Origin of the sequence: Caulobacter sp. (assembly GCF_017744445.1) — a bacterium.
Lineage (GTDB): Bacteria > Pseudomonadota > Alphaproteobacteria > Caulobacterales > Caulobacteraceae > Caulobacter.
Genome location: NZ_JAGIBH010000009.1, coordinates 132,403 through 156,373, shown reverse-complemented (window position 1 = coordinate 156,373; position 23,971 = coordinate 132,403). Strand labels below are relative to the sequence as shown.

Annotated in this window: 20 protein-coding genes; 11 read left to right on the top strand and 9 right to left on the bottom strand. The window is 69.0% G+C overall.

Translation table 11 applies throughout. The features are described from left to right. The first annotated feature begins 99 nt into the window (after positions 1-99). Both J7528_RS14715 and J7528_RS14710 read left to right on the top strand, forming a co-directional pair. Positions 100-1,236, top strand: a complete 1,137-nt coding sequence (locus J7528_RS14715; RefSeq protein ID WP_291875727.1) for an endo-1,4-beta-xylanase — start codon at positions 100-102, stop codon at positions 1,234-1,236. A 155-nt stretch (positions 1,237-1,391) separates the two neighbouring features. Next, entirely contained in the window at positions 1,392-3,065 is a 1,674-nt protein-coding gene (locus J7528_RS14710) for a glycoside hydrolase family 43 protein (protein ID WP_291875724.1), read from the top strand. Between the two features lie 169 nt (positions 3,066-3,234). Here J7528_RS14710 and J7528_RS14705 read toward each other — a convergent pair whose 3' ends face one another. Then, complete coding sequence (locus J7528_RS14705; protein WP_291875721.1) at positions 3,235-4,812, bottom strand: DUF5597 domain-containing protein; 1,578 nt, start codon at positions 4,810-4,812, stop codon at positions 3,235-3,237. A 47-nt stretch (positions 4,813-4,859) separates the two neighbouring features. Between J7528_RS14705 and J7528_RS14700 the strand changes: the two genes are divergently transcribed. The 4 genes from J7528_RS14700 (at position 4,860) to J7528_RS14685 (ending at position 9,955) form a co-directional block, all read left to right on the top strand. After that, positions 4,860-6,179, top strand: coding sequence for an acetylxylan esterase (locus J7528_RS14700; RefSeq protein ID WP_291875718.1), 1,320 nt, complete (start codon positions 4,860-4,862; stop codon positions 6,177-6,179). A gap of 240 nt (positions 6,180-6,419) precedes the next feature. Beyond that, positions 6,420-8,573 carry an ATP-binding protein gene (locus tag J7528_RS14695; RefSeq protein WP_291875715.1) on the top strand — a complete coding sequence of 718 codons (2,154 nt, stop codon included), beginning with the start codon at positions 6,420-6,422 and terminating at the stop codon, positions 8,571-8,573. After that, positions 8,570-9,214 (top strand): response regulator transcription factor, encoded by a 645-nt coding sequence (locus tag J7528_RS14690; protein ID WP_291875712.1) that lies wholly within the window; start codon positions 8,570-8,572, stop codon positions 9,212-9,214. The genes J7528_RS14695 and J7528_RS14690 overlap by 4 nt, the downstream gene beginning before the upstream one ends. 237 nt (positions 9,215-9,451) lie before the next feature. Next, positions 9,452-9,955, top strand: a complete 504-nt coding sequence (locus J7528_RS14685) for an FKBP-type peptidyl-prolyl cis-trans isomerase (protein WP_291875709.1) — start codon at positions 9,452-9,454, stop codon at positions 9,953-9,955. 129 nt (positions 9,956-10,084) lie between these two features. Here J7528_RS14685 and rutA read toward each other — a convergent pair whose 3' ends face one another. The 4 genes from rutA to rutB all read right to left on the bottom strand — a co-directional run bounded on the left by rutA (position 10,085) and on the right by rutB (position 13,542). Beyond that, the gene (rutA, locus tag J7528_RS14680; protein ID WP_291875706.1) at positions 10,085-11,146 is read right to left on the bottom strand and encodes a pyrimidine utilization protein A; all 1,062 of its coding nucleotides are present in this window, start codon (positions 11,144-11,146) and stop codon (positions 10,085-10,087) included. Between the two features lie 173 nt (positions 11,147-11,319). Beyond that, complete coding sequence (rutD, locus tag J7528_RS14675; RefSeq protein ID WP_291875704.1) at positions 11,320-12,120, bottom strand: pyrimidine utilization protein D; 801 nt, start codon at positions 12,118-12,120, stop codon at positions 11,320-11,322. A 139-nt stretch (positions 12,121-12,259) separates the two neighbouring features. Next, complete coding sequence (gene rutC / locus J7528_RS14670) at positions 12,260-12,649, bottom strand: pyrimidine utilization protein C (protein WP_291875701.1); 390 nt, start codon at positions 12,647-12,649, stop codon at positions 12,260-12,262. Positions 12,650-12,822: 173 nt separating this feature from the next. Next, on the bottom strand, positions 12,823-13,542 hold the full coding sequence (gene rutB / locus J7528_RS14665) for a pyrimidine utilization protein B (RefSeq protein WP_291875699.1): 720 nt from the start codon (positions 13,540-13,542) through the stop codon (positions 12,823-12,825). Positions 13,543-13,652: 110 nt separating this feature from the next. Between rutB and rutR the strand changes: the two genes are divergently transcribed. The 4 genes from rutR (at position 13,653) to J7528_RS14645 (ending at position 18,495) form a co-directional block, all read left to right on the top strand. Next, the gene (gene rutR, locus J7528_RS14660) at positions 13,653-14,396 is read left to right on the top strand and encodes an HTH-type transcriptional regulator RutR (RefSeq protein ID WP_291875696.1); all 744 of its coding nucleotides are present in this window, start codon (positions 13,653-13,655) and stop codon (positions 14,394-14,396) included. 58 nt (positions 14,397-14,454) lie between these two features. Beyond that, positions 14,455-16,128: an ATP-binding protein gene (locus J7528_RS14655; RefSeq protein WP_291875693.1), complete on the top strand. Its 1,674-nt coding sequence runs from the start codon at positions 14,455-14,457 to the stop codon at positions 16,126-16,128. Between the two features lie 364 nt (positions 16,129-16,492). Continuing rightward, complete coding sequence (locus J7528_RS14650) at positions 16,493-18,088, top strand: flavin monoamine oxidase family protein (protein WP_291875690.1); 1,596 nt, start codon at positions 16,493-16,495, stop codon at positions 18,086-18,088. A gap of 5 nt (positions 18,089-18,093) precedes the next feature. Further along, positions 18,094-18,495: a cytochrome c gene (locus tag J7528_RS14645; RefSeq protein WP_291875688.1), complete on the top strand. Its 402-nt coding sequence runs from the start codon at positions 18,094-18,096 to the stop codon at positions 18,493-18,495. 167 nt (positions 18,496-18,662) lie between these two features. Here J7528_RS14645 and J7528_RS14640 read toward each other — a convergent pair whose 3' ends face one another. The 4 genes from J7528_RS14640 to J7528_RS14625 form a co-directional block, all read right to left on the bottom strand. Beyond that, positions 18,663-19,121 carry an SRPBCC family protein gene (locus J7528_RS14640; protein WP_291875686.1) on the bottom strand — a complete coding sequence of 153 codons (459 nt, stop codon included), beginning with the start codon at positions 19,119-19,121 and terminating at the stop codon, positions 18,663-18,665. Beyond that, complete coding sequence (locus tag J7528_RS14635; protein ID WP_291875684.1) at positions 19,118-19,453, bottom strand: metalloregulator ArsR/SmtB family transcription factor; 336 nt, start codon at positions 19,451-19,453, stop codon at positions 19,118-19,120. Before J7528_RS14635 ends, J7528_RS14640 begins: the two co-directional genes overlap by 4 nt. Positions 19,454-19,700: 247 nt before the next feature. Next, a complete protein-coding gene (locus J7528_RS14630) occupies positions 19,701-20,354 on the bottom strand; it encodes a class I SAM-dependent methyltransferase (RefSeq protein WP_291875681.1) in 654 nt (217 codons plus the stop codon). 57 nt (positions 20,355-20,411) lie between these two features. Beyond that, positions 20,412-21,995 carry an aldehyde dehydrogenase (NADP(+)) gene (locus J7528_RS14625; RefSeq protein WP_291875678.1) on the bottom strand — a complete coding sequence of 528 codons (1,584 nt, stop codon included), beginning with the start codon at positions 21,993-21,995 and terminating at the stop codon, positions 20,412-20,414. 628 nt (positions 21,996-22,623) lie between these two features. On the opposite strand from J7528_RS14625, the gene J7528_RS14620 reads away from it, so the two are divergent. Next, complete coding sequence (locus tag J7528_RS14620) at positions 22,624-23,967, top strand: terminase family protein (protein ID WP_291875675.1); 1,344 nt, start codon at positions 22,624-22,626, stop codon at positions 23,965-23,967. Positions 23,968-23,971: the final 4 nt, after the last annotated feature.

Genomic DNA, 23,971 nt, shown 5'->3' with positions numbered 1-23,971 from the left:
GTCGGCCGGAAGAGCCCGGTTACTCCTGCCAACTGTCTTTGTTTTGGCGCGCATCGTTCCTCCAAGACGGTGCGCGCCTTTTTCTTGGGAGCGTGACGCATGAGCCTTTCGCGTCGAGATCTTCTGGCCCTGGGCGCGGCTGGAGCCGCCAGCGCCTACGCCGGCTGCGCCTTTGCTGATGAAACCCCGCTGCGCGACCTGGCCAAGGCCAAGGGCGTCTATTTCGGCAGCGCCGTCGGGGCGGGCCCCAAGGGCTCGATCACCGGCTCGTTCGAAGACCACGCCTATCTCGAGATCCTGGCCCGCGAGTGCGGCGTGCTGGTGCCCGAGAACGAGCTGAAGTGGTACGTCGTCCGCGCCCGCGGGCCCCAGTACTATGACTTCGGCCGCGCCGACCGCATCGCCGAATTCGCCAAGCAGAACGGCCAGGCCCTGCGCGGCCACACCCTGCTGTGGCACCACCCGCAGTGGTTCCCCGAATGGACCAAGACCTACGACTTCGGCTCGAAGCCCGCCGAGGCGGCGGCCAAGATGGTCACCGAGCACATCCAGGCCCTGTGCGGCCGCTATCCGCAGATGATCTCGTGGGACGTGGTCAACGAGACGGTCGATCCCAAGGACGGCTCGATCCGCTCGACGTTCCTATCCGACGCCATGGGCAAGGAGCAGGTGCTGGACCTGTCGTTCCAGGTCGCCCGCCAGGCCGCGCCCAAGGCCCGGCTGGTCTACAACGATTACATGAGCCAGGAAGTCGGCAACGAGAAGCACCGCTACGGCGTGCTCAAGCTGCTGGAGGGCTTCAAGAAGCGCGGCACGCCCGTCGACGCCCTGGGCATCCAGAGCCACATCGGGGCCGAGAACGCCGACAGCTTCACCGGTTTCGGCAAGCCGCAGACCCAGGAATGGACGGCCTTCCTGAACGACGTCACCGGCATGGGTTACGACCTGCTGGTCACCGAGTTCGACGTCCACGACAAGGGCCTGCCGGCCGCCTTCGGCCCGCGCGACGCCGAGGTCGCGGCCTACGCCAAGGCCTTCCTCGACCAGATGCTGTCCTACAAGCAGACCAAGGAGATCCTGGCCTGGGGCATGGTCGACAAATATTCGTGGCTGCAGAACCAATGGTACCGCCAGGACAAGCTGCCCAAGCGCCCGACGTTGTATGATGACGACTACAAGCCCAAGCCGCTGCGCGAGGCTGTGGCGGCGGCGTTCCGGGCGGCGCCGGCGCGGTAGGGCTTGCTGACCTTTGGGATGATTTCAGAAATCCCGTTTCCCCGGCGAAAGCCGGGGCCCAGATCATGGGGCTGTGAGCGCCAGGATTGGTCAAAGCTCAGGCTGAATCTGGGTCCCGGCTTTCGCCGGGAAGACGGAATAGGGGAGTGTTGTTGATGCGTATTGTGACCGCCGCCCTGGCTCTGGCCCTGCTGGCCACCACAGCCCAAGCCGCCTCCAACACCGCCCAGTTCACCAACTTCATCTACAGCGGCAGCGACCCGTCGGACTCGGTCAAAACCGCCCCCGGCCAGTACCGCAACCCGATCGTCCAGGGCTTCTACCCCGACCCGTCGGTCACCCGGGTTGGCAACGACTTCTACCTGGTCAACTCGACCTTCGCCTGGTTCCCGGGCCTGCCGGTGCACCACTCGACCGACCTGGTCCACTGGGAGCAGATCGGTAATGCGCTGGACCGCCCCGGCATGCTGGACTTCAAGCGCCTGGGCCTGTCGCGGGCCGTGTTCGCGCCGGCCATCACCCATCACGACGGGCTGTTCTACATCCTCAACACCTGCGTCGACTGCGGCGGCAACTTCCTGATCACCGCCAAGGATCCCAAGGGGCCGTGGTCGGATCCGGTGTGGCTGCCGGAAGTCGGCGGCATCGACGCCTCGCTGTTCTTCGACGATGATGGCCGGGCGTGGATCGTCAACAACGACAACCCGCCTGGCCCTGCCGAATACCAGGGCCACCGCGCCATCTGGATCCAGGAATACGACCCCAAGGCCCAGAAGACGATCGGCCCCCGCAAGGTGCTGCTGGACAAGGGCGTGGATCCCTCCACCAAGCCGATCTGGCCCGAGGGGCCGCACATCCTCAAGAAGGACGGCTGGTACTATCTGGTCGCCGCCGAGGGCGGCACGGCAGAGGGTCACAGCCAGGTGGTGCTGCGGTCCAAGTCGGCGACCGGGCCATATGCTCCGTATAAGGACAATCCGATCCTGACCCAGCGCGGCCTGCCCAAGGACCGCCCGCTGCCGATCACCTCGGCCGGCCACGCCGACATCGTCGACGCCCCGGATGGCACGTGGTGGGCGACCTTCCTGGCCGTGCGCCCCTACGGCGACGACACCTACAACACCGGCCGCGAGACTTTCCTGCTGCCGGTCGAGTGGAAGGATGGCTGGCCGGTGATCCTGCCCAACGGCCAGACGATCCCGTACACGCACGCCGCGCCGAAACTGCCGGCCCTGAAGGCGCCGCCGACCTCGGGTCCGTTCCGGGTCGCCGAGACCTTCGCCGGGCCCGAGCTGCCCAAGAGCTGGATGACCATGCGCATCCCGACCTCGCGCTGGTGGTCGGTGAAGAGCGGCATCCTCAGCCTGGAGGCCCGCGCGGCCAAGATCGGCGACAACGACCAGCCCAGCGTCTGGGCCCGCCGCCAGCAGCACATGAACGCCACGGTCCAGACGACGGTGCTGTTCACGCCCAAGGCCGATGGCGACAAGGCCGGCCTGGTGGCGGTGCAGAACGACGACTTCTACTGGTTCGTCGGCCTGGTGCGCGACGGTGGGCGGACGGTGGTGCGCGTGGAGAAGCGGGCCGGGAAGAATGATCCGGTCGACGGCGTCGTGGTGGCGGAAAAAGCTGTTTCCCTCAAATCGGGCCAGGGTTTGAACTTGAAGATCACGGCCAAGGGCGGGGCGCTGGATTTCGCCTGGGGCACGGCGCCGGGGGCTTGGGACACGCTGGTGGCGGGGGCGGACGGGACCTCGCTGAGCACCAAGGTCGCGGGTGGGTTCGTCGGGACGATGCTGGGCGTCTACGCGCATGGCGCGGAGCAGTAGCGCGAGGCTGGACGGTTCTTCTCTCCTCCCCCTTTGGGGGAGGGGGACCGCCGAATGGCGGTGGAGGGGCCAGCGCCGGCCGACTCATGACCAGCCCCCTCCGTCACGCCACGCTGCGCGGGCGCGCCACCTCCCCCAAGAGGGGGAGGTGAGGGTGAGCCGCCGGCCCCTACCGGTACTTGTACAGCTTCACCCGCTGCACCCCGAACGCCGTCGGCGGCAGCCGCACATGCCGCCCCTGGTGGGTCTGGTCCCCGTTCAGCCAGCGCCCGTCGACCCACTGACCGCCGTCGAAGCTCACCTCCCGCACGCTCTCCAGCCCCACGCTCGCCCCCTGCGTCGCGAAGGTGATCGTGATCCCCCGACCCGCCACCAGGAACTCATCGGCCGAGAGCTGGATCACCAGCCCGCCATGGCTGGCATAGTCCTGCGCATCCTTCGGCGTCCACGGATCGACCACCGTCACCGTGAAATCCCACGCCCCGAAGCTGGCCTTCCGAGGCGTCAGGTCCACCGTCCCGTCATAGGCCACCGGCGCCCGGAACCCTCGCATGGTCTTGCCGCCGTTGTGGGTGATGATCAGCGGCGTCAGCTGGTCCAGCAGCCGATACGCCGCGCCCAGGGCCTTCACCCCCTCGGGCGGCAGGTTCTCGATCGAAAAGGGCGAGAAGCCGATCGCGTCATGCTCGCCGATCGCCCAGAAGGCGTTGCCGGGGGCGGGCGTCTTGCCGGCCTGGTCGGCCTCGGGGATGAACAAGGGCTGGTCGGCCCGGTCGTAGGGCGGCATCCATTTGACGAAGTCGGCGAAGTAGATGTCCGGGCTCAGCATGTCCAAGGACGGCGCCGCCGCCCGCCACAGGTCGATCAGATGCGGCAGCGGCCCGGCGCTGGGATAGCCGCCAGGGACCGTACCCGGCCGGGGCAGGGCGGCGTTGACATACATCGGCAGCCCATAGGCCTTTTTGCCGGCCGCCGTCACCGCCTCGACATAGCGACCGAAGGTCCAGGCCTGCCACAGCTCGTCGGTCGCCGCAGAGGCGCCGAACACCGCTTCCCAGGCGCCGGTCTTCTTGGCCCCGGTCGCCTTCAGCACCGCCGCCGGCACGGGCTTCCTGAAGTCGTCCTCGGCCGCTTTGCCGTGGTCCCGCGCCTGGGGCAGCATGCCGATCTCGTTCTCGACCTGGACCATCAGGACCGTGCGCTTTTCCCCGTCCACGGCCTTCAGGTGCGCCATCATCGCGGCATAGGCCTTGGCGTCGGCGTTGCGGGTGGCGGGGTACGAGGCGCTGAGGATCTCGACCGCCTTGCCTTCCGCCGTGCGGGCCAGGGGGAAGCGGATCTGGTCATGTTTCACCCAGGCAGGCGTGTAGGTCGACATGCTGTTCTTCCACGCCCCGAACCACAGTAGGACAAGGCGCATGTCGTTGGCGCGAGCTTGCTGGATCATGCCGTCCAGCACGGTGAAGTCGAACTTCCCCTCGACCGGTTCGATCTGCTCCCAGGTCACCGGCGCCAGCACCGTGTTCAGGTTCGCCGCCTTCAGCACCGCCCAGTGGCCGGACAGATCCTTGAGGTCCGAGCTGCTCGAATTGCCCAGCTCGCCGCCCAGGATCAGGAACGGTTTGCCGCCCACCAGCAGCCGATGCGCGCCGTCCTGACGGGCGATGCGGGGGATGTCTTCGGCATGGGCGGGGATAGCAAGGCCCAGGGCCAGGGCGGCGCTCAAGGTGGTAAGACTGTTTCGCATGGCAGAGGTCAGATGACGTCATGACACTTGTAAGATCAATGCTCAAAATGGCCGTGGCGGTGGGCCTCGCGGTCGCCACCCCGGCCGCCGCCCAGTTCCCGCAACGCGACGTCGCCGCCGGTCAGGCCGAGCATGCGCGGATGCTGAAAAGCCTGGGCATCGACAAGCCGCTGCGCCCCGGCGTCGACGGCTACAACAAGGCCGCGCCCAACGCCGTGAACTACGACGAGGCCAAGGCCGGGCCGTTCAGCCTGCTGCCCGACCCGCTGGCCTTCCCGGACGGGCGCCCGGTCCCCGACGCCGACGCCTGGTGGAAGACCCGCCGGCCCCAATTGGTCGAGTTGTTCGAACGCGAGGAACACGGGCGGATCCCGAAGAATGCGCCGAAGGTCACCTGGACGGTGGTCAAGGAAACCAAGACCGTCCGCGCCGGTGTGCCGGTGGTCGAAAAGCGCCTGGCCGGGGTCGCCGACAACCGCCGGGCGCCGTCGATCAGCGTGACCCTCGACCTCCTGGTGGTGACGCCCGAGGGCAAGACTGGCGTCCCGCTGATTCTGGAGCTTGGCTTCCCCGACGGCCCGCCCTGGGCGCGCAATCGTCCGCCGCCGCCCGGTCCGGATTGGCGCGACCTGGTGCTCGCAAGGGGATGGGGCTACGCGATCCTGGATCCCACCAGCGTCCAGGCCGACGACCCGGGCAAGCTGAATCAGGGCATCATCGGCCTGACCAATCGCGGCCACCCCCGCAAGCCCGACGACTGGGGCGCCCTGCGCGCCTGGGGCTGGGGCGTCAGCCGCAGCATCGACTACTTCGAGACCGACCCGGCGATCGACGCCAAGCGGGTCGGGATCGAGGGGCTGTCGCGCTACGGCAAGGGCGCGCTGGTGGCCATGGCCTACGAGCCGCGCCTGGCGGTCGGCCTGATCGCCTCGTCCGGCGAGGGCGGCGCCAAGCTGCATCGCCGCAAGCGCGGCGAGCAGGTCGAGAACCTGGCCGCCGAGGGCGAGCACCACTGGATGGCCGGGAACTTCCTGAAATATGCCGGCCCGCTGACCGCCGACGAGCTGCCGGTGGATAGCCACGAGCTGATCGCCCTGGTCGCGCCGAGGCCGCTGTTCATCAGCGTCGGCAATGACGAGGCCGACGCCTGGACCGACCCGCGTGGGATGTTCATGGCCACCGTGGCGGCCGGGCCGGTCTACCGCCTGCTGGGCAAGAAAGACCTGGGGGCGACGACCTTCCCCGCGCCCCTGACCCTGATCGCCGACGGCGACCTGGCCTTCCGCCAGCACGAGGGCGGGCATACGCCGGGTCCCAACTGGCCGTTCTTCCTGGACTTCGCGGCGCGGTACTTCGAGGGGAAGTAGCGGCGAAGCGCCCCCTCCGTCACGCTGCGTATCCGCAGCGCGCCACCTCCCCCGTTTCACGAGGGAGGAGGAGGCTGAACCCTCCTGCCCCGCTTGCGGGGGAGGTGGATCGGCGCCGATAGGCGACGAGACGGAGGGGGCGCTTCACCGCCACGCAACCCCCAATCCCGGGGGTGTCCCCATAACGGCGTTCCGTGAGAGTTGCGGCCGTGCTTGTCCTGCCCCAAGCTCGGCTCATCCATGCGTACGTCGTCACCCACCACCCTGTTGCTCGGCGTCGTCCTGCTGTGCGTGGCGACCGCCCTGGCTGGCGTGTGGATGGCGTTGAGCCCGGCTTGGCTGGGGGCGGGCTTCGACACGCGTCCTGATGGGGCGATCACCATCACCCGCCTGGACCCGCAAGGGCCGCTGGCGCGGGCCGGGGCCAAGGTGGGGGATCGGCTGGCTGGAATCGGCGCCGACCCGACGGCCCCGGCCTTGCGCGCCGCCGAGATCGGCGGGCTGGACAGTCCGGCCACCCAGGCAGAGGCCCATCAGCGCCGCCGCCTGCAAGGCGCCTTCGCTGACGCCCTGAAGGCGCGGCCGCTGGTGGTGCGGCTGGCGGGCGCCGACAATGTCCAGCGCCCCGTGACCGTGGACGACCGGCCCCGGCCGCTGACCACCTTGAACTCCGAGTTCTGGGCTAACCTGGCGTTCGGCCTGATCGCGGCCCTGATCGTCGGCTGGGTCTGGGCGCTGCGGCCGCGCGACCTGGCCACCCAGCTGTTCGGGCTGACGGGCCTGTCGATGCTGGCCTTCACCTTCGGCTGGGCCGTCAATTCCAGCGTCGAACTGGTCGCCGACGCTGCCCTGGCCCTGACGTCCCAGCTCTTGAACATGACCGGCGCGGTGGCGTTCGGCGGGGCGATGATCGCCTTCTTCCTGGCCTATCCCAAGCGGGTGACGCGGTGGCCGGTGGCGTGGCTGATCCCGCTGTGGCTGCTGGGCTGGGCGATGACGCCGCTGCTGCCCGGCAACCCCTCGCTGGACAGCACCGGCCAGGCGGTGACCTCGCTGGAGATGGCCCTGATCATCGTCGCCATCGGCGTCCAGGCCTTCGCCAGCCGCAAGGATCCCGCCGCCATGGCCGCGACCCGGTGGCTCGGCCTGTCGGTGATCGTCGGCGCCGGCGCCTTCATCGGCAATGTCGCCGTGCCCATCGCTCTCGGCCGCGCGCCGTTCCTGGACCCCCGCTACTCGCTGGGCTTCTTCGTGATCATCTATGTCGGCATGGCCGTGGGCCTGCGCCGCCACAAGCTGTTCGAGCTGGACCAGTGGGCGTTCCGGATCCTGTTCTACCTGAGCGCTGGCGCGGCCATGCTGGCCCTGGACGGCCTGCTGATCACCGCCCTGGGCGCGGCGCCCAGCACGGCGCTGGGCGTGTCGCTGCTGGTCGTCGCCTTCGCCTACCTGCCGTTCCGCGACGTGCTGTGGCGGCGCACGATCGGCCGCAAGACCATGAAGGAGCACGAGATGTTCGCCGCCGTGGCCCAGGTCGCCCTGATCCACGACGCCGAGGCCCGCGCTGGGGCGTGGAAGGCCCTGCTGTCGCGGGTCTACGAGCCATTGGAGATTTCCGCTGGCGGGCCGCTGGTCCGCGCCCAGATCCTGGACGAGGGCGTGGCGCTGGGCCTGCCCGCCGCCGCCGGGACCACGGCCCTGACCTTGCGCTTCCCGTTCCGGGGGCGAGGCCTGTTCGGCACGGCCCAGGCCCAGCTGGCCGATCAGCTGGTGGGGCTGCTCAGCCAGATCGAGGAAGGTCGCGACGCCTATGCCCGCGGGGTCGTGGAGGAGCGCCTGCGCATCGCCCGCGACCTGCATGACGACGTCGGGGCGCGGCTGCTGTCGGGCCTGCACCGCCAGGACCTGTCCCAGACCCGCGAAGCCATGCGCGGCGCGATCGGCGACCTGCGGGCCATCGTCTCGGGCCTGTCGGGCCACGACCTGCCGCTGGAGGCGGTGCTGGCCGACCTGCGCCATGAGACGTCCGAGCGGCTGGAGGCGGCGGGCCTCTCCCTGGACTGGCCGCCCGTCGAGCTGGCCGACCCCGACCGCACCGCGCCCTACCGCGTCTACAAGAACCTGACCTCGGCCGTGCGCGAGGTGGTGTCCAACGCCATCCGCCACGCCGGCGCGACGACCGTGGCGGTGACCGTGCATGAGGACGGCGGGCGGCTGGAGCTGACCCTTAGCGACGACGGCGTCGGCCTGCCCGGTGAGCCGGGCCGGCGCAGCGGCCTGGCCAACCTGGAACGCCGCCTGGGCGAGATCGGCGGGGCGGTCGAGATCCCCGAGACCACCAAGGGCACGGTCATCCGCCTGTCGGCCCCGATCGACGCGAGCGCCGCCGCATGAGCCTGCCGTCTACCGCCCTCGTTCTGGAGGATCAGGCCGAGACCCGCGAGCACCTGCTGGCGGCGTTGTCGGAGGCCTTTCCGGGCGTGGTGGCGAAGGGGGCGGCAGACCTGGCCGAGGCGCGGTCGTTCCTGGACGCCGGGGCGCCGGATCTGGCGCTGGTGGACTTGGGGCTGCCGGACGGGCGCGGCGTCGACTTCCTGCGCGACCTGGCCGAGCGCTCCGGCGGCGCGACCCGGTCGGTGGTGGTGACCATCTATGCCGACGATCACCACCTGTTCGACGCCATCGCGGCGGGGGCGGGCGGCTACCTGCTCAAGGACATGGGCCGCGACGAGCTGGTCCGCTACCTGCGGCGGCTGGAAGCGGGCGAGACCCCGCTATCGCCGGCCGTGGCGCGGCGGATGCTCGACTACTTCCGCAAGCCCCAGGCGGTCACGGAGCCCGAGGCGGCTTTGACCCCGCGCGAGACCGAGGTGCTGCGGCTGATCGGCCGGGGCCTGCGCTCGGGCGAGGCGGCCAAGGTGATGGGCGTCACCGAGCTGACCGTGGCGGGCTATGTGAAGGCGATCTACCGCAAGCTCAACATCTGTTCGCGGGCGGAGGCGGCGCTGGAGGCGGCGAAGCGGGGGTTGGTCTAGGGCGGCTGGCAAGACCAACAAAATCCCGTTTCCCCGGCGAAGGCCGGGGCCCAGGTTCAGCCTGAGCGGCTGGGGATGATCCGAGATACGGCCCGTTAGCGCGGGGAGCGCTTGTGGGTTCGATCTGGGCCCCGGCTTTCGCCGGGGAGACGGAGGAGGGGCGAACTTTCGCCGCGAACTTCGGCTCAAGGATCGCTACGGTGTCGCCGACTGACACCAGCGTTCGAAAGACTCTTGATGCGCCTTCTCGCTCCTCTGGCCCTTGCGGCCTTCCTCGCCGCCGGCGCGGCTCACGCCCAGGTCACGCCGACCGCGCCGCCGCAGCTGAACGCCGGGCCGTCGGCCAATGCCGTGGCCGGCAAGGCCTTCCTGGAGAAGAACGCCAAGGCGCCGGGCGTCGTCACCCTGCCGTCGGGCCTGCAATACAAGATCACCACCAGCGGCCCCAAGACCGGCCCGTCGCCGAAGCTGGGCGACATCGTCAAGGTCCACTACGAGGGCAAGCTGCTGGACGGCACGGTGTTTGACTCGAGCTTCGCGCGCGGCAAGGCGGTGATCATGCCGGCCGACGGCCTGATCCCGGGCTGGCTGGAGGCCCTGCCGCTGATGAAGGTCGGGGACGAGTGGACGCTGTATATCCCGGCCGAGCTGGGCTACGGCGGCCGCGACATGGGCGAGATCCCGCCGGATAGTACGCTGGTGTTCCGGCTGCAGCTGATCGGGATGCTGGCGGTGGACTAGCGGTCTTACTTGCCCCCTCCGCGCTTCGCGCTCCTCCCCCGGAGGGGGAAGAAGGATCGTGGCGCACCTTCCGCCCCCTTCGGGGGCGGACGACCGCGAAGCGGTCAGGTGGGGGCAAGTGACCGGTTGTTACTTCTGCCGCGACTTCATCAACGGCTGGATCCGCTCCCCGAAATCCTCCACCCCCTTCACGAAGTCATCAAACGTCAGCAGCACCCCGGCCGTGCCCGGCACCGCCGCGATCTCGTCCATCATCCGGGCGATGCTCTCATAGCTGCCCACCAAGGTGCCCATGTTCAGGTTCACCGCCGATTCCGGCGCCGCCAGCTGGGTCGTGTTGGTCGTGGCCCCGGCCTTGGCATTGGGCGCGGCCTGGTTGGTCAGCCACGCCAGCGCCTCCTGGTCCGCCCCCTCGCGGTAGGACTGCCACTTGGCCATGGCCTTCTCGTCGGTCTCGTCGGCGATGATCATGAACAGCAGGAACGACTGCACGTCGCGGCCGGTCTTTTCCGCCGCCGCCTCCAGGCGCTTGTTCACCGAGGCGAAGGCAGTCGGCGTGTTGGTCCCCTTGCCCAGGGCGAAGCTGTAGTCGGCATATTGCGCCGTGAAGGCCAGGCCCTCGTCGGACGAGCCGGCGCAGATCAGCTTGGTCTCCTTGGGGTGCGGGCTGACCCGGCAGTCGTCCATGGTGAAGTACTTGCCCTTGAAGTCGGAAACCCCGGTCTCCAGCAGCTCCTTCAGCACGGTCGTGTATTCGGCCAGGTAGTTGTAGCGGTCGGTATAGTGCGCCTCGCCCGGCCACAGGCCCATCTGCGAGTACTCGGCCTTCTGCCAGCCGGTGACCAGGTTGATGCCGAAGCGCCCCGGGGCGATCGAGTCGATGGTCGAGGCCATGCGCGCCACGATGGCCGGCGGGATGGTCAGGGTGGCGACGGTGGCGAAGATCTTGATCTTGCTGGTCACGGCCGCCAGGCCCGACATCAGGGTGAAGCTCTCGAGATTGTGCTCCCAGAACTGGGTCTTGCCCCCGAACCCGCGCAGCTTGATCATCGAGAGCGCGAAGTCGAAGCCGTACTTCTCGGCCTTCTGGGTGATTTCTTTATTGAGCTCGAAGCTGGGCATGTACTGCGGAGAGTTCTCCGAGATCAGCCAGCCGTTGTTGCCGATGGGGATGAAGACGCCGACCTGCATGGGAATTGCCCCTTTGTCTGATCTCTAAAGTCCGTTTCCCCGGCGAAGGCCGGGGCCCAGATTCATCCGGGACGGTTTGGGTTGATCCGAGATGCGCCCCGTCAGTTCGCGGGAGGCCCTGGGTTCGATCTGGGCCCCGGCTTTCGCCGGGGAGACGGGGGAGGGGAGAGGCATCACGCCCCCTCCAGGAACTTCACCAGTCCCTCGTTGAACGTCTCCGGATCCGTCACCGTGAACCCATGCCCGCCCCAGGCGACCTGCTGGAAGTCCGCGTTCGGAAGGCGGCCGGCCAGGCGTTGCGAGCACAGCGGCGGCACCAGCATGTCGTCGGCGGACGCCGAGATCAGCACCCGGTGGGTGATCTCCTCCAGCCGCGCGTCGATGTCGAAGGCCAGCAAGGCGTTGATCCGGGCCAGCATCACCTCGCGCGGCGGGAAGCCGGCCACGTGGTGGGCCTCCTCGGCCTGGAGCCGGGTGTGGTTCCGCGAGATCCAGTCGGCCGGATAGAGGAAGATCGGCTGGGCGTGGACGTACGCTTCCGGCCCGGTGTCGTTCAGCAGGTGGATGCGGGTGTCGAAGCAGCGGCGGATGTGCGGGTCGGGCCGGCTCCAGCCGTTGACCACCACCAGCTTGGCCAGGCGGTCGGGATGGTCGAGGGCCAGTTGCAGGCCGGCATTGCCGCCGGCCGCGTGGCCGACGACATGCGCTTTCGCGAGGCCCAGGGCGTCCATGACCTTGACCATGTCGTCTGCCATGTGGGCGACGGTGTAGTGGGGCGGCAGTTCGCGGGTGCTGCGCCCCGTGCCCCGGTGGTCGTAGGTGACCACCGGCCAGCGCTCCAGCAGCGCCGCCATCTGCGGCCCCCAGAACGCGCCGGAACCGCCCAGGCCCGACGACAGCAGCACGACCTCGCGGCCGGCCACGGGGCCGCCATGCAGTTCGTAGAACAGGCCGTCGACGACGCCGGAACTCACAACCCCACCCCCAATCCGACCATCCCCGCGAAAGCGGGGACCCAAGCTGAGTGAGCGGATTTCAGCTCGGCCGCGCCACGCCCCGAAAGGCCGCTTGGGTCCCCGCTTTCGCGGGGATGATCGGGGGACGGGGAAGTCATTATTTCTTACCGATGTGCGCCACGGACGCGATCTCGACCACGAAGCCGGGCTTCACCAGGCCGCACTGGATGCAGTAGCGGGCCGGTTTGTCGCCGGGGAAATACTCGGCATAGACCTTGTTCATCGGCGCGTAGTGCGACCAGTCGGTCAGGAAGATGTGGTTCATGGTCACGTCCTCCATCGTGCCGCCGGCGGTCTCGATCACCGACTTGATGGTCTCCAGCACCTGCCGGGTCTGGGACTCGGCGTCGTCGGGGAAGGCGACGTTGTTGTCCTTGTCGAAGGCCAGGGTGCCCGAGACATAGACGATCCCGTCGGCCAGCGTGCCGGGCGAGAAGGGGGCGATGGGGACGCCGGTCCCGGGCGGGGTGATGACGGTCTTGGGCATCCTGGTTTCCTTCTCATCCTCACCAAAACCCCGTTTCCCCGGCGAAAGCCGGGGCCCAGATTCATCCGGGGCGTTTGGGGTGATCGCGCTCTTCGGTCTGTCAGTTGCTCAAAGGCTTGTGGGTTCGATCTGGGCCCCGGCTTTCGCCGGGGAGACGGGTTAGGGAAAACGGGTCAGGGGGAGGGCGCCAGCTGCCCGAACGCCCCCTTGAAGTCCGCCGTCGTCGACACCCACCCAAAGAACGTCTCGATGTTGAACAGGGCCGCCTTCTGGACGAACTCCGGGCCTGCCTGGTGGGTGGCGTCCTCCAGCACTGTGCCGAAATATTCGAGCATGAAGCCGTCGCGCAGGGTCGACTCCACGCAGACATTGGTGGCGATGCCGACGAACACCAGGTGCCGGATGCCGCGCGCCCGCAGCACGCTGTCCAGCTGGCTGTTGAAGAAGCCGCTGTAGCGCGTCTTGTGCAGCTGGATGTCGCCGGCTTGCGGCTTCAGCTCGTCGACAAGCTCATAGTCCCACTGGCCGCGCGCCAGCAGCTTGCCGTGCAGCTCGGGCTTGGCGCGCATGGTCTTGAGGGCGTTGGACTTCCACCAGTTGGGCGAGCCGGGACCGCCGGCCTCCACGTACTGTTCGTCCCAGCCGTTCTGGAAATAAACCACCTGCATGCCGGCCGAGCGGGCCACCTCGAGCACGCCCTTGATCTGCTGGATCACCGCCGCCGCGCCCGAGATGTCGAAGCCTGCCAGGTCCAGGTAGCCGCCCGGCGAGGCGTAGGCGTTCTGCATGTCGATGACGATCACCGCCGTGGTCTTGGGATCCACGGGAATGGGCTCGGGCCGCGCGGGCAGCATGACGGCGCCGGGGCTGAGCGGGGTGATCGGAGAGCTCATCGACTTGGGCTCCTTGTGGTTCTCGGCGGGTATGGAATACCATCTCGCCGAACGTTGCAATCCGAACCATTCGGTCCATGTTTGACCAAATGGTCCAAGTTCGAGATCGCATGACCGACCCGGCGACCAAGACCGTCAAGGCTCCGCGCAAGACCGCCGCGAAACCGGCTTCCGGCGCCCGCAAGCTGGTCAAGGCCGCCCAAACCGTGGGCGACGGCGGGCCTGTGGATAACTTTCCGAAAGGGCGGCGCGCGCAAGCCAGCGAGGCCCGCAAGGCCGCGATCCTGAAGGCGGCCCTGGCCGTCTTCGCTCGCCAGGGCCTGGACGGCGCCAGCCTGGAGGCCATCGCCCAGGCGGCCGGGATCTCGAAGGCCAATCTGCTCTACTACCACCCCTCCAAGGAGGCCCTGTACGTGGCGGTGCTGGAGCAGGGGCTGTCGCTGTGGCTGGCCCCCTTGAGCCGCTTCACCGACGGCGACGACCCCGCCGACGCCATCGCCGCCCTGATCGGCGCCAAGCTGGCCATGAGCCGCGACCATCCCGAGGTCTCGCGCCTGTTCGCCCTGGAGATGCTACGCGGGGCGCCGCTGCTGAAGCCGGTCCTGTCAGGTCCGCTGAAGGCCGTGTTCGACGCCAAGGTCGCGGTGGTCCAGGCCTGGATCGACGCTGGCAAGCTGGGCAAGGTCGATCCGCCGCATCTAATCTTTTCGATCTGGGCCCTGACCCAGCACTATGCCGATTTCGCCGTCCAGGTGCGGGCGCTGGCGGGTAAGTCCTTGTCGGACAAGGCTTTCATGGACGAGACCCAGAGCGCCCTGACCGCCCTGGTGCTGGACGGCGTCCGACCCCGCTAGGCGCGCTGCGGCCACGCGTCACGTTCCCCTCGCGGGCGAGCGCGGCCAAGGTGGCCGCATGGTGGGGACCGCATCCAAAACACAGGCTGCCGGCGAGCGGCAGACGCGACTGATCGTCGGGATCGTCGGCGCGGCCGCCGTGCTGGTCATCGTCTCGATCCTGGGCGCCCTGGCCCTGATGGCCATGGCCGCGCGCCAGCTGGACCGCATGGAGTCGGTCGACGAGGTCGCCATCACTCAGCGCACCATCGCCCGCGGCCTGGAGCGGATGGAGCGCGAGCTGACCTCGGCCACCGTCTGGGACGCGGCCTACACGGCCATGGGCTGGACAATGGATCCGGTCTGGGCCGACGCCAATTTCGCCACCTATTATCACGACCAGTTCGACCACGACCTGACCTTCGTCCTGCGTTCGGGCCAGGTCGGCTACGCCTCGCGCGGCGGCAAGCGGGTCAAGACCCAGGACCTGGGCGACTTCCCCGAGGAGACCGTGTCGATCGCCGCCGAGCTGTCGGCCGAGGCCCGCCTGGCCCGCCAGGCCGGCAAGCTCAGCACGGCCGGCGAGGTGACCCGCACGGGCCTGATGGCCGTCGACGGATCGGTCTATCTGGTCGCCTTCGCCGCCGTCACGCCCGAGAGCGCCCAGGGCGCGGCCGCTTACGAAGGCCCGCCCGCCATTGTCGTCACCGCCCGCCGGATGGGGCCGGTCTTCGTGACCCGCCTGGCCGCCGACCTGGGCTTGCACGACCTGGTGCTGGTGACCGACCGCGAGGCCCGCGAGCCGCACGTCAACCTGACCGACATTCGCGGCCGGCCGCTGGGCGCCTTGGCCTGGGACGCCGAGAACCCGGGCCTGACCCTGCTCAAGAGCATCGCCCCCTGGGTCGTCGCGGGCTTCCTCGTCCTGGGCGCGGCGGGCGTCGTGCTGCTGCGCCGCGTGGCCGAGGCCCTGCGCAAGCTGGAGACCGGCCGCCTGGACCTGATCGCCGCCAAGGAGCAGGCCGAGGCCGCCAACGAGGCCAAGACCCGTTTCCTGGCCAATATGAGCCACGAGGTCCGCACCCCGCTGAACGGCGTGCTGGGCATGGCCCAGGTGATGTCGGCCGACACCCTGTCCGAGCCCCAGGCCAAGCGCCTGCGGATCCTGGAGGAGTCGGGCCAGTCGCTGCTGGCCTTGCTGAACGACATCCTTGACATTGCGCGCCTGGAGAGCCGCGCCGTGCGCCTGCGGGCCGAGATCTTCGACCTGGCCGGCCTGGTCGAAGCCTCCTGCGCGGCCTTCTCGGGCGCGGCGGCCGCCAAGGGCCTGACCCTGACCGTCGACATCGCCCCGGACCTGCGCGGTCGCTGGACGGGCGATCCGATGCGCCTGCGCCAGGTGCTGGGCAACCTGGTCGCCAACGCCGTCAAGTTCACGGGCGAGGGCGGGGTCACCGTCCGTGTGCGTCCGGCGACCAAGGGCGGCCTGCGCTTCGAGGTCGAGGACACCGGCATGGGCGTAGCGACCGAGCACCAGGCCGAGCTCTTCAAGACCTTCTCCCAGGTCGACAGCTCGATCACCCGCGCCCACGACGGGGCGGGCCTGGGCCTGTCGATCTGCCGCGAGCTGGTCGAACTGATGGGCGGCACGATCGGCATGCACAGCTCGCTGGGCCTGGGGTCGAGTTTCCACTTCACCGTGCCGCTGACCCTGGCCAGCGTGGACCGGCCGGCGCTTCGGGTGGTGCGCTGAAAACCCTCTCTCATGGAGAGAGGGAGGGGCCCGCGCCGAAGGCGTGGGAGGGTGAGTGGGTAGGCGAAGCCCCTGGACGATCTTGGCGTTGTTGCGAGCGATGTGCCGGCACGCCGGTTGAGGGTGAAGCCACTCACCCTCCCACCGCTTCGCGGCGGGCCCCTCCCTCTCTCTAAGAGAGAGGGTTCAATTGTGGGCCTGCACAGTTCGCGCGCACCTGGACTGTCAGGGCGCCGATAAATCGGGGCCTCACCCCGACCCTGCCCTTTTAACCACCTCCGCCTCTCGCCCCATCGCCCCACGCCATGACCCCCTAGCTCCGCACCGTCGGAGTCGGCGGTTCAGTAGGGGATGGGCTTTCAAGATGGATTCGCGTTCAGGGGCGCCGACCCGGCGTCAGCTGCTTTCCGCCATCGCCAAGGTCGGCGGCACGGCGGCCCTCTATCAGGCGATGACCACGCTGGGCCACGCGGCCGAGACCCAGTTCCACGGGCCGCCGAACCTGCAAGGCGCGCGCTCGGGGGCCAAGGTGATCGTGCTGGGCGCGGGGCTGGCGGGCATGCTGGCGGCGTTCGAGCTGCGCAAGGCCGGCTATGAGGTCCAGGTGCTGGAGTTCCAGAACCGGGCCGGCGGCCGCAACTGGTCCCTGCGGGGCGGCGATACCTATACGGAACTGGGCGGCGCGACCCAGAAGGTCGGCTTCGCCCAGGGCAACTACCTCAACCCCGGCCCCTGGCGGATCCCGCACCACCACCGCACCCTGCTGCACTACTGCAAGCAGTTTGGCGTGGCCCTGGAGCCGTTCATCCAGTTCAACCATTCGGGCTGGGTGCACTCGTCCCAGGCCTTCGGGGGCAAGCCGGTGCGCTTCAACGCCGCCGCCGCCGACTTCGAGGGCAATATCGCTGAGCTCCTGGCCAAGTCGGTCAACGCCAAGGCCCTCGACGACACCGTCACCCAGGAAGACCGCGACCGGCTGCTGGAGGCCCTGAAGGGCTGGGGCATGCTGGACAAGGACTACAAGTACTCGGCCTCCTTAAGGGCCTCGTCGCACCGCGGCTTCGAGCGGCCGGGCGGCGGCGGCGTCGACGGCGCGCCGATCCCGTCCAAGGACCTCTACAGCCTGCACGACGTGCTGGACCCGCAGGTCTGGACCTCGATGGCCTTCTTCATGGGCAGCGAGATGCAGACCACCATGTTCCAGCCGGTGGGCGGCATGGACATGATCGGCAAGGCGTTCGCCAAGCAGGTGGACGGGCTGATCACCTACAACGCCAAGGTCAGCAAGATCGCCCAGGACGACAAGGGCGTGGTGGTCAGCTGGACCGACACCGTCACCGGCAAGGCCGCCGACGCCAAGGCCGACTACTGCGTCTGCACCATCCCGCTAGGCATCCTGGGCCAGATGGACCTGGCCGTGACCGACGAGATGATGGCCGCCATCAAGGCCGTGCCGTACTCCGGCCAGGTCAAGATCGGCCTGGAGATGAAGCGCCGCTTCTGGGAGGAGGACGACTTCATCTATGGCGGCCACAGCTTCACCGACCAGGAGATCGGCCTGATCTCGTATCCGAACAACAACATGTTCGGGAACGGGCCGGCGGTGCTGCTGGGCGCCTTCGCCCGCGACCTGGGGGCCTTCCGCCTGGCCGGCATGACGCCCGAGCAGCGGATCGAGGTCGCCCTGCAGCAGGGCTCGGTGCTGCACCCGGGCAGCTACCGCAAGGAGTTCGCCAGCGGGGCCTCGGTGGCCTGGAGCCGCGTGCCCTGGACCCTGGGCTGCTGCGCCCGCTGGAACGAGGAGACCCGCAAGGAGCACTACCAGACCCTGGTGGCCATGGACCGCCGGATCGTCCTGGCCGGCGAGCACGCCTCGTATGTCGGCTGCTGGATGGAGGGCGCGCTGCTGTCGTCCATCGACGCCATCACCCGTCTGCACAAGCGCGCCCTGGAGGCTTGAGGCTCATGAAGAAGTTCGTTGTTCTGACGGCGCTGCTGCTGGCGTCTCCCGCCGTGGCCCAAGACTCGGCCGGCGGTGTCGTCCGCGTCCCCAAGCCGGTGACCGGCGAGCAGGTCTATGGCGCGGTCTGCCAAGCCTGCCACATGGCCGACGCCAAGGGCGCGACGGGAGCGGGGACCATTCCGCCGCTGGCGAGCAACCCGAAGCTGGCGGGGGCGGCCTATCCGATCATGGTGGTGGCTGGCGGGAAGGGCGCGATGCCGGGGTTCAGCGGGACCTTGTCCAACGCCCAGATGGCCGAGGTGGTGACCTATGTGCGGACCCACTTTGGCAATGCTTATGCCAAGCCGGTGACGGAAGCGGATGTGGCGAAGATTGCGAAGCCGCCGCCGGCGGCGTCGCACTAAGCGAGGGAGCATAGGTCATCTCTCCTCCCCCTTTGGGGGAGGGGGACCGCCGAAGGCGGTGGAGGGGCCAGCGCCGGCCGGCTCATGACCAGCCCCCTCCGTCACACCGCGCTTCGCGGGTGCGCCACCTCCCCCAAGAGGGGGAGGAGAGGTGAGCCCCGGGCCGACTAGCCCTCCACCACCGGCACGATCGCCTCCAGCAGCAGCCGCGTCCCTTCCTCGCGCCCTTCGGCCGAGTAGTACCCGTCCAGGAACGCCCCAACCTCCGTCACCACCAGCCGCGTCCCGGCCCCCTCGGCCCGAAACTCCAGCGTCGCCACCGACGCCGAGGCCAGCGGCTCGCCGTGGTGCATCCAGTACGTGTAGACGATCCGCGCGTTCGGGATGATCTCCAGATACCGGTTGTAGAACCGGTGCGGCGGCTCGCCCGGCGGGCCGCCGATGCTGTGTTCCTCGCCGCCGACGCGGAAGTCGTACTTCTGGTCGGGGACGCCCCATTCGTCGGGGCCCTTGAACCACTTCTTCTTCTTCTCCGGGTCGGCGAAGGCCGCGAACACCCGGGCGGGCGAGGCGGCGTAGGTGCGCTCGACGGTGAAGGTGGCGTGGATCACGTTGCGGTCGGTCATTTCGGGTCCTCTTCGGCCGCCAGGAAGTCCCCCAGGCGGTCGAGGCGTCGCTCCCACTGGGTGCGCCTCTGGTTGATCCACTGTTCGGCCAGACTCAGGACGTCGGGGTTCATCCGGCAGGTGCGCACCCGGCCGACCTTTTCCGACGTCACGATCCCGCCCGCCTCCAGCATGGCCAGGTGCTGCATGACCGCCGGCAGGGACATGTCGAGCGGCCTGGCCAGTTCGCTCACCGAGGCGGGGCCTTGGCTGAGCCGCTCGACCATGCCGCGCCGCGCGGGGTCCGCGAGGGCCTGGAACATGAGGTCGAGCGAGGGTTGTTGGTTAGGCATGTGCTTAAGTATCTCGACATGCGGAAATAGTCAAGCGATCGCCTAACTATCGAGCCCAGCCTTAGGTGGATCGCCACTCAACAGTGAGCTAACCCCAGCCCGACTTTCCCCGCGAAAGCGGGGATCCAAGCCGAGTCACAGGGTCACCTCTCGGTCTAGCCCCATCCTGAAAGTCAGCTTGGGTCCCCGCTTTCGCGGGGATGATCGGTGATGGGGGATGAGCTTCCCGTTGACTGCGCCTGGAGCCTCAGGCGGCCTTTTTCATGAAGGTCATCAGGCTGTCGGCCCGGTGCAGGAAGATCATCTGCGGGTGCTGCATGATCACGGTCTCGATGAACCGGGTCACGCCGTCCAGATAGTGGCTGTTCTGGTAGTCGTGGAAGCAGATCAGGCCGGTGTCGGCCACGAACGGGAACCAGGCGTCGAAGTCGGCCTGGGTGCCGTCGAACGAGTGGTCGCCGTCGATGAACAGCATCCGCGCCTGGCCCGTGAAGTCGCGCGCCACGTCGACGCCCGAGCCGACCAGAGGCCGCACATGCGCCTGCAGCCCGGCGGCGGCGATGTTCTGGGTGAAGGCGCCGTAGGTGGTGCCTTCGTTGACGATCTCGGCGGTCTCTTCGTGGCCGCCCTTCTGGTGCTCGGGCGAGCCTTCGAAGTGGTCGACGGCATAGACCACGCCGCGCCCGGACGTGGCGCAGCCTTGAGCCAGAAAGCAGGTCGAGCGGCCCTTGAAGCTGCCGATCTCGACCACGTCGCCTTCGGCCGGCCACTCCTCGGCCAGGGTCAGGAGAGCGTAGCCCTCCTGCCAAGACAGGAACCCCGGCACGCCGGCGAACGCCGCGACCCGCTCGAAGCGGGCGGTGTTCAGGCTGATCTGCGAGAGAAATTCCTGGGGTGTCATCGCGGGCGTCCTATCAATCCAGACGAGTAGACGCGGGCGCCCGCGATTCGAGAACCCTTAGCCCAGCTTCACCTTGCCATCGACCCGGCGGGCGATGCCCAGCGGGTTTTCGGTCTTCAGCTCGGCCGGCAGCAGCGCTTCGGGCAGGTTCTGGTAGCTGACCGGACGCAGGAAGCGGGCGATGGCCAGGGTGCCGACCGAGGTCGCGCGACCGTCCGAGGTGGCCGGGAACGGGCCGCCATGGACCATGGCCGGTGCCACTTCCACGCCGGTGCCGAAGCCGTTCACGAGAATGCGGCCGGCCTTCAGCTCCAGCGCCGGCAGCAGGGCGGCGGTCAGGGCGTGGTCGGCCTCTTCCAGGTGGACGGCGATGGTCAGCTGGCCTTCCAGGGCGTCGATGACCTTGGCCAACTCGGCCTCGTCCTTGGCCCGGACCACGACCGAGGCGGCGCCGAAGACCTCCTCGTGCAGGCGCGGATTGGCCAGGAAGTCGGCGGCGGCGACGCTGAACAGCGCCGCGCGGCCGGTGTGGCTGCCGTCCGGACCGGGCACGCCGCGCGCCACGGTGGTGACTTCCTTGGCCTCGGTCAGGGCCGCGACCCCGTGGGCGAAGGCCTTGCAGATGCCGGGGGTCAGCATGACCGAGGCCGGAGCGGCCTCGACCGCCTTACCAGCCGCTTCGACGAACGCATCCAGCTCCGGCCCGTCGATGGCCAGGATCAGGCCGGGATTGGTGCAGAACTGGCCCGCGCCCAGGGTCAGGGCGGCCACGAAGTCCGGAGCGATCTTTTCCGCGCGGGCCTTCAGGGCGCCCGGCAGCAGGATCACGGGATTGATGCTGCTCATCTCGGCATAGAACGGGATCGGCTCGGGGCGGCCCTGGGCGATGGCCAGCAAAGCCAGGCCGCCGCGGCGCGAACCGGTGAAGCCGGCGGCCTTGACGCGCGGATCGGCGACCAGGGCCTGGCTGACCTCATAGCCGCTGTCGTGGATCATCGAGAACACGCCCGGATGCAGGCCGACCGAAGCCACGGCGGCCTGGATGGCGCGGCCGACCAACTCGGACGTGCCGGGGTGCGCCGGGTGGGCCTTGACGATGACCGGGCAACCGGCCGCCAGGGCGCTGGCGGTGTCGCCGCCGGCCACCGAGAAGGCCAGCGGGAAGTTCGACGCGCCGAACACGGCCACGGGGCCCAGCGGCACGTTGCGCAGGCGCAGGTCCGGACGCGGAAGCGGCTTGCGGTCGGGCATGGCCGGGTCGACGCGGGCTTCCAGGAAGCCGCCGTCGCGCAGCACGCTGGCGAACAGGCGCAGCTGGCCGGTGGTGCGGGCGCGCTCGCCCTCCAGGCGCGGACGGGGCAGGCCGGTCTCGGCCATGACGCGAACGATCAGGTCGTCGCCCAGCGCCTCGATGTGCTCGGCGATGGCTTCCAGGAAGGTAGCGCGGGTCTCGTAGGGCAGGGCGCGATAGCCGGCGAAGGCATCAAACGCCAGGGCGGCGGCCTCTTCGACATCGGCCTTGGTCGCGCCGCCGAACGCGGGCTCCAGGACCTCGCCGGTCGCGGGGTTCTCGCCACGGATCTCGCCGTTGGTTCCCTTGCGGCTCTTGCCGCCGATCAGAAGCTCGCCCGTCAGATTCACGTTCGTGGTCCTTTAGTTCCAATATTGTCGGACATATGGGCGCGGTACCATGACAAGTCCAATACGATTGGCGGATCGGTGGGGCGTTGGCGGTGGATCGTCCACAGGAAGGTCAATTCAGCACAGGCCCCCACCTGACCTGCTCACGCAGGTCTGTCCGCCCCCAAACGGGGCGGAGAGGGAAGCCGTCCCTCCGTCCGGGTGGCGCTCTCTCCTCCCCCTCTTTGGGGGAGGGGGACCGGCGAAGCCGGTGGAGGGGGCTGGTCAGGCCCTTCGACTACGGGGATTGAGCGACCTGAACGCTCTGAATTCGCGAGATCGACTCGCGTGAAATCAACGACTTGTCACTTTTACGCGGTCCTCGATCATCCGCGCCCGCTGGCGCCGTATCTTTGTGTCATGGCCGGAAGAAGCGACGAGGCGAAGGGCTGGAGCGAGACGCTGCAGACCCGCCTCAGCGAGAAGATGGACAAGCTTCTCGAGAGATTCCTGGAGACCGAAGACCCCGCCGAAAAGGCCCAGATCGAGAAGGACGCCCGCACCTGCGGGGTGTTCGCCCGATCGGCCAAGGCGATCGCGACCATGGTCCCCGAACCCAAGACCATAGCCGCCGCCGACGAGGCGGCCAATGACGACGAGGCTTCCATGCATGACGGCATCCCCGACGATCCCGAAGAGCTTCAGGCCGCTCTTGCCGAGCGCTTTGCTCGCATGGCTGACCTCATCGAACAGAAGCGGCGCGCCGCCCTGGCCGAACCTGGAGCCGCCGGATCAGCAACGGCTGTTGAGCGCGCTGCTGGCCGATCCGGCGCTTCACCAGCAGAGCCCGGATCATGAGGCCTGGTCGACCTGGCTGATGCTGGGCGGGCGCGGCGCCGGCAAGACCTTCGCCGGCGCGCGCTGGATCACCTTGCAGGCTCTTGCGCATCCCGCCCTGGCCCTGGTCGGTCCCACCCTGCACGACGTGCGTGAAGTGATGATCGAGGGACCGTCGGGCCTGAAGGCGATGGGCGGTCCGTTGTTTCGCCCCCGCTGGGAAGCCTCGCGCCGGCGGCTGGTCTGGCCCAATGGCGCGGTGGCCTACGCCTTCTCGGCGGAGGATCCCGACAGCCTGCGCGGGCCCCAGTTCCACGCCGCCTGGGCCGATGAGTTCTGCGCCTGGCGACGGCCGGCCGAGACCCTGGCCATGCTGCGCTTCGGCCTGCGCCTGGGGACCGATCCTAGGCTGGTGGTGACCTCGACGCCCAAGCCCACGCGGGCGTTGAAGACCTTGATGGTCGAGCCAGGCGTCCACCTGACGCGCGCCGGCACCTCGCTCAACGCCGGCAACCTGGCGCCCGCCTTCCTGCGGACGCTGGAGAGCCTGTACGGCGGCACGCGCCTGGCCGCCCAGGAGCTGGATGGGATCATCGTCGAGACCGACGGCGGCCTGTTCCGCGCCGAGGATCTTGCCCGCTGCCGGGCGGCGCGACCCGCGCGGCTGGACCGCGTGGTCGTGGCGGTGGACCCGCCCGCCACGGCCGGCGGCGACGCCTGCGGGATCGTGGTCGTGGGCCGCCGGGACGACCGGGCGTTCGTGCTGGCCGACGAGACCGCGCGGGGCCTGTCGCCGGCGGGCTGGGCGGCGAGGGCGGTTAGCGCCGCGCGGACGTGGGCGGCTGACGCGCTGGTGGCCGAGGCCAACCAGGGCGGCGACATGGTTCGCTCGGTATTGGCCCAGGCCGATCCGCCGTGCCGGATCAGGCTGGTGAAGGCCTCGGTGGGCAAGCGCGCAAGGGCCGAGCCGGTGGCGGCCTTGTACGAACAGGGCCGGGTCTTGCACTGCGGGGCCTTTCCGGCGCTGGAGGAGGAACTGATGGCGCTCGGGTCGGGGGACCTGGAGCACAGCCCGGACCGCGCGGATGCGCTGGTTTGGGCGGTGAGTGAGTTGATGCTGAGCGGACGGGGCGCGCCGCGGTTGCGCGGCCTCTAAGACC

Coding starts and splice junctions, on each gene's coding strand:
- J7528_RS14690 (WP_291875712.1), top strand. CDS start 8,570: ATGAGCCTGCCGTCTACCGCCCTCGTTCTGGAGGATCAGGCCGAGACC.
- J7528_RS14685 (WP_291875709.1), top strand. CDS start 9,452: ATGCGCCTTCTCGCTCCTCTGGCCCTTGCGGCCTTCCTCGCCGCCGGC.
- J7528_RS14700 (WP_291875718.1), top strand. CDS start 4,860: ATGGCCGTGGCGGTGGGCCTCGCGGTCGCCACCCCGGCCGCCGCCCAG.
- J7528_RS14635 (WP_291875684.1), bottom strand. CDS start 19,453: ATGCCTAACCAACAACCCTCGCTCGACCTCATGTTCCAGGCCCTCGCG.
- J7528_RS14640 (WP_291875686.1), bottom strand. CDS start 19,121: ATGACCGACCGCAACGTGATCCACGCCACCTTCACCGTCGAGCGCACC.
- rutR (WP_291875696.1), top strand. CDS start 13,653: ATGACCGACCCGGCGACCAAGACCGTCAAGGCTCCGCGCAAGACCGCC.
- J7528_RS14650 (WP_291875690.1), top strand. CDS start 16,493: ATGGATTCGCGTTCAGGGGCGCCGACCCGGCGTCAGCTGCTTTCCGCC.
- J7528_RS14645 (WP_291875688.1), top strand. CDS start 18,094: ATGAAGAAGTTCGTTGTTCTGACGGCGCTGCTGCTGGCGTCTCCCGCC.
- J7528_RS14655 (WP_291875693.1), top strand. CDS start 14,455: ATGGTGGGGACCGCATCCAAAACACAGGCTGCCGGCGAGCGGCAGACG.
- J7528_RS14620 (WP_291875675.1), top strand. CDS start 22,624: ATGACGACGAGGCTTCCATGCATGACGGCATCCCCGACGATCCCGAAG.
- J7528_RS14705 (WP_291875721.1), bottom strand. CDS start 4,812: ATGCGAAACAGTCTTACCACCTTGAGCGCCGCCCTGGCCCTGGGCCTT.
- J7528_RS14695 (WP_291875715.1), top strand. CDS start 6,420: ATGCGTACGTCGTCACCCACCACCCTGTTGCTCGGCGTCGTCCTGCTG.
- J7528_RS14630 (WP_291875681.1), bottom strand. CDS start 20,354: ATGACACCCCAGGAATTTCTCTCGCAGATCAGCCTGAACACCGCCCGC.
- rutA (WP_291875706.1), bottom strand. CDS start 11,146: ATGCAGGTCGGCGTCTTCATCCCCATCGGCAACAACGGCTGGCTGATC.
- rutC (WP_291875701.1), bottom strand. CDS start 12,649: ATGCCCAAGACCGTCATCACCCCGCCCGGGACCGGCGTCCCCATCGCC.
- rutB (WP_291875699.1), bottom strand. CDS start 13,542: ATGAGCTCTCCGATCACCCCGCTCAGCCCCGGCGCCGTCATGCTGCCC.
- J7528_RS14710 (WP_291875724.1), top strand. CDS start 1,392: ATGCGTATTGTGACCGCCGCCCTGGCTCTGGCCCTGCTGGCCACCACA.
- J7528_RS14715 (WP_291875727.1), top strand. CDS start 100: ATGAGCCTTTCGCGTCGAGATCTTCTGGCCCTGGGCGCGGCTGGAGCC.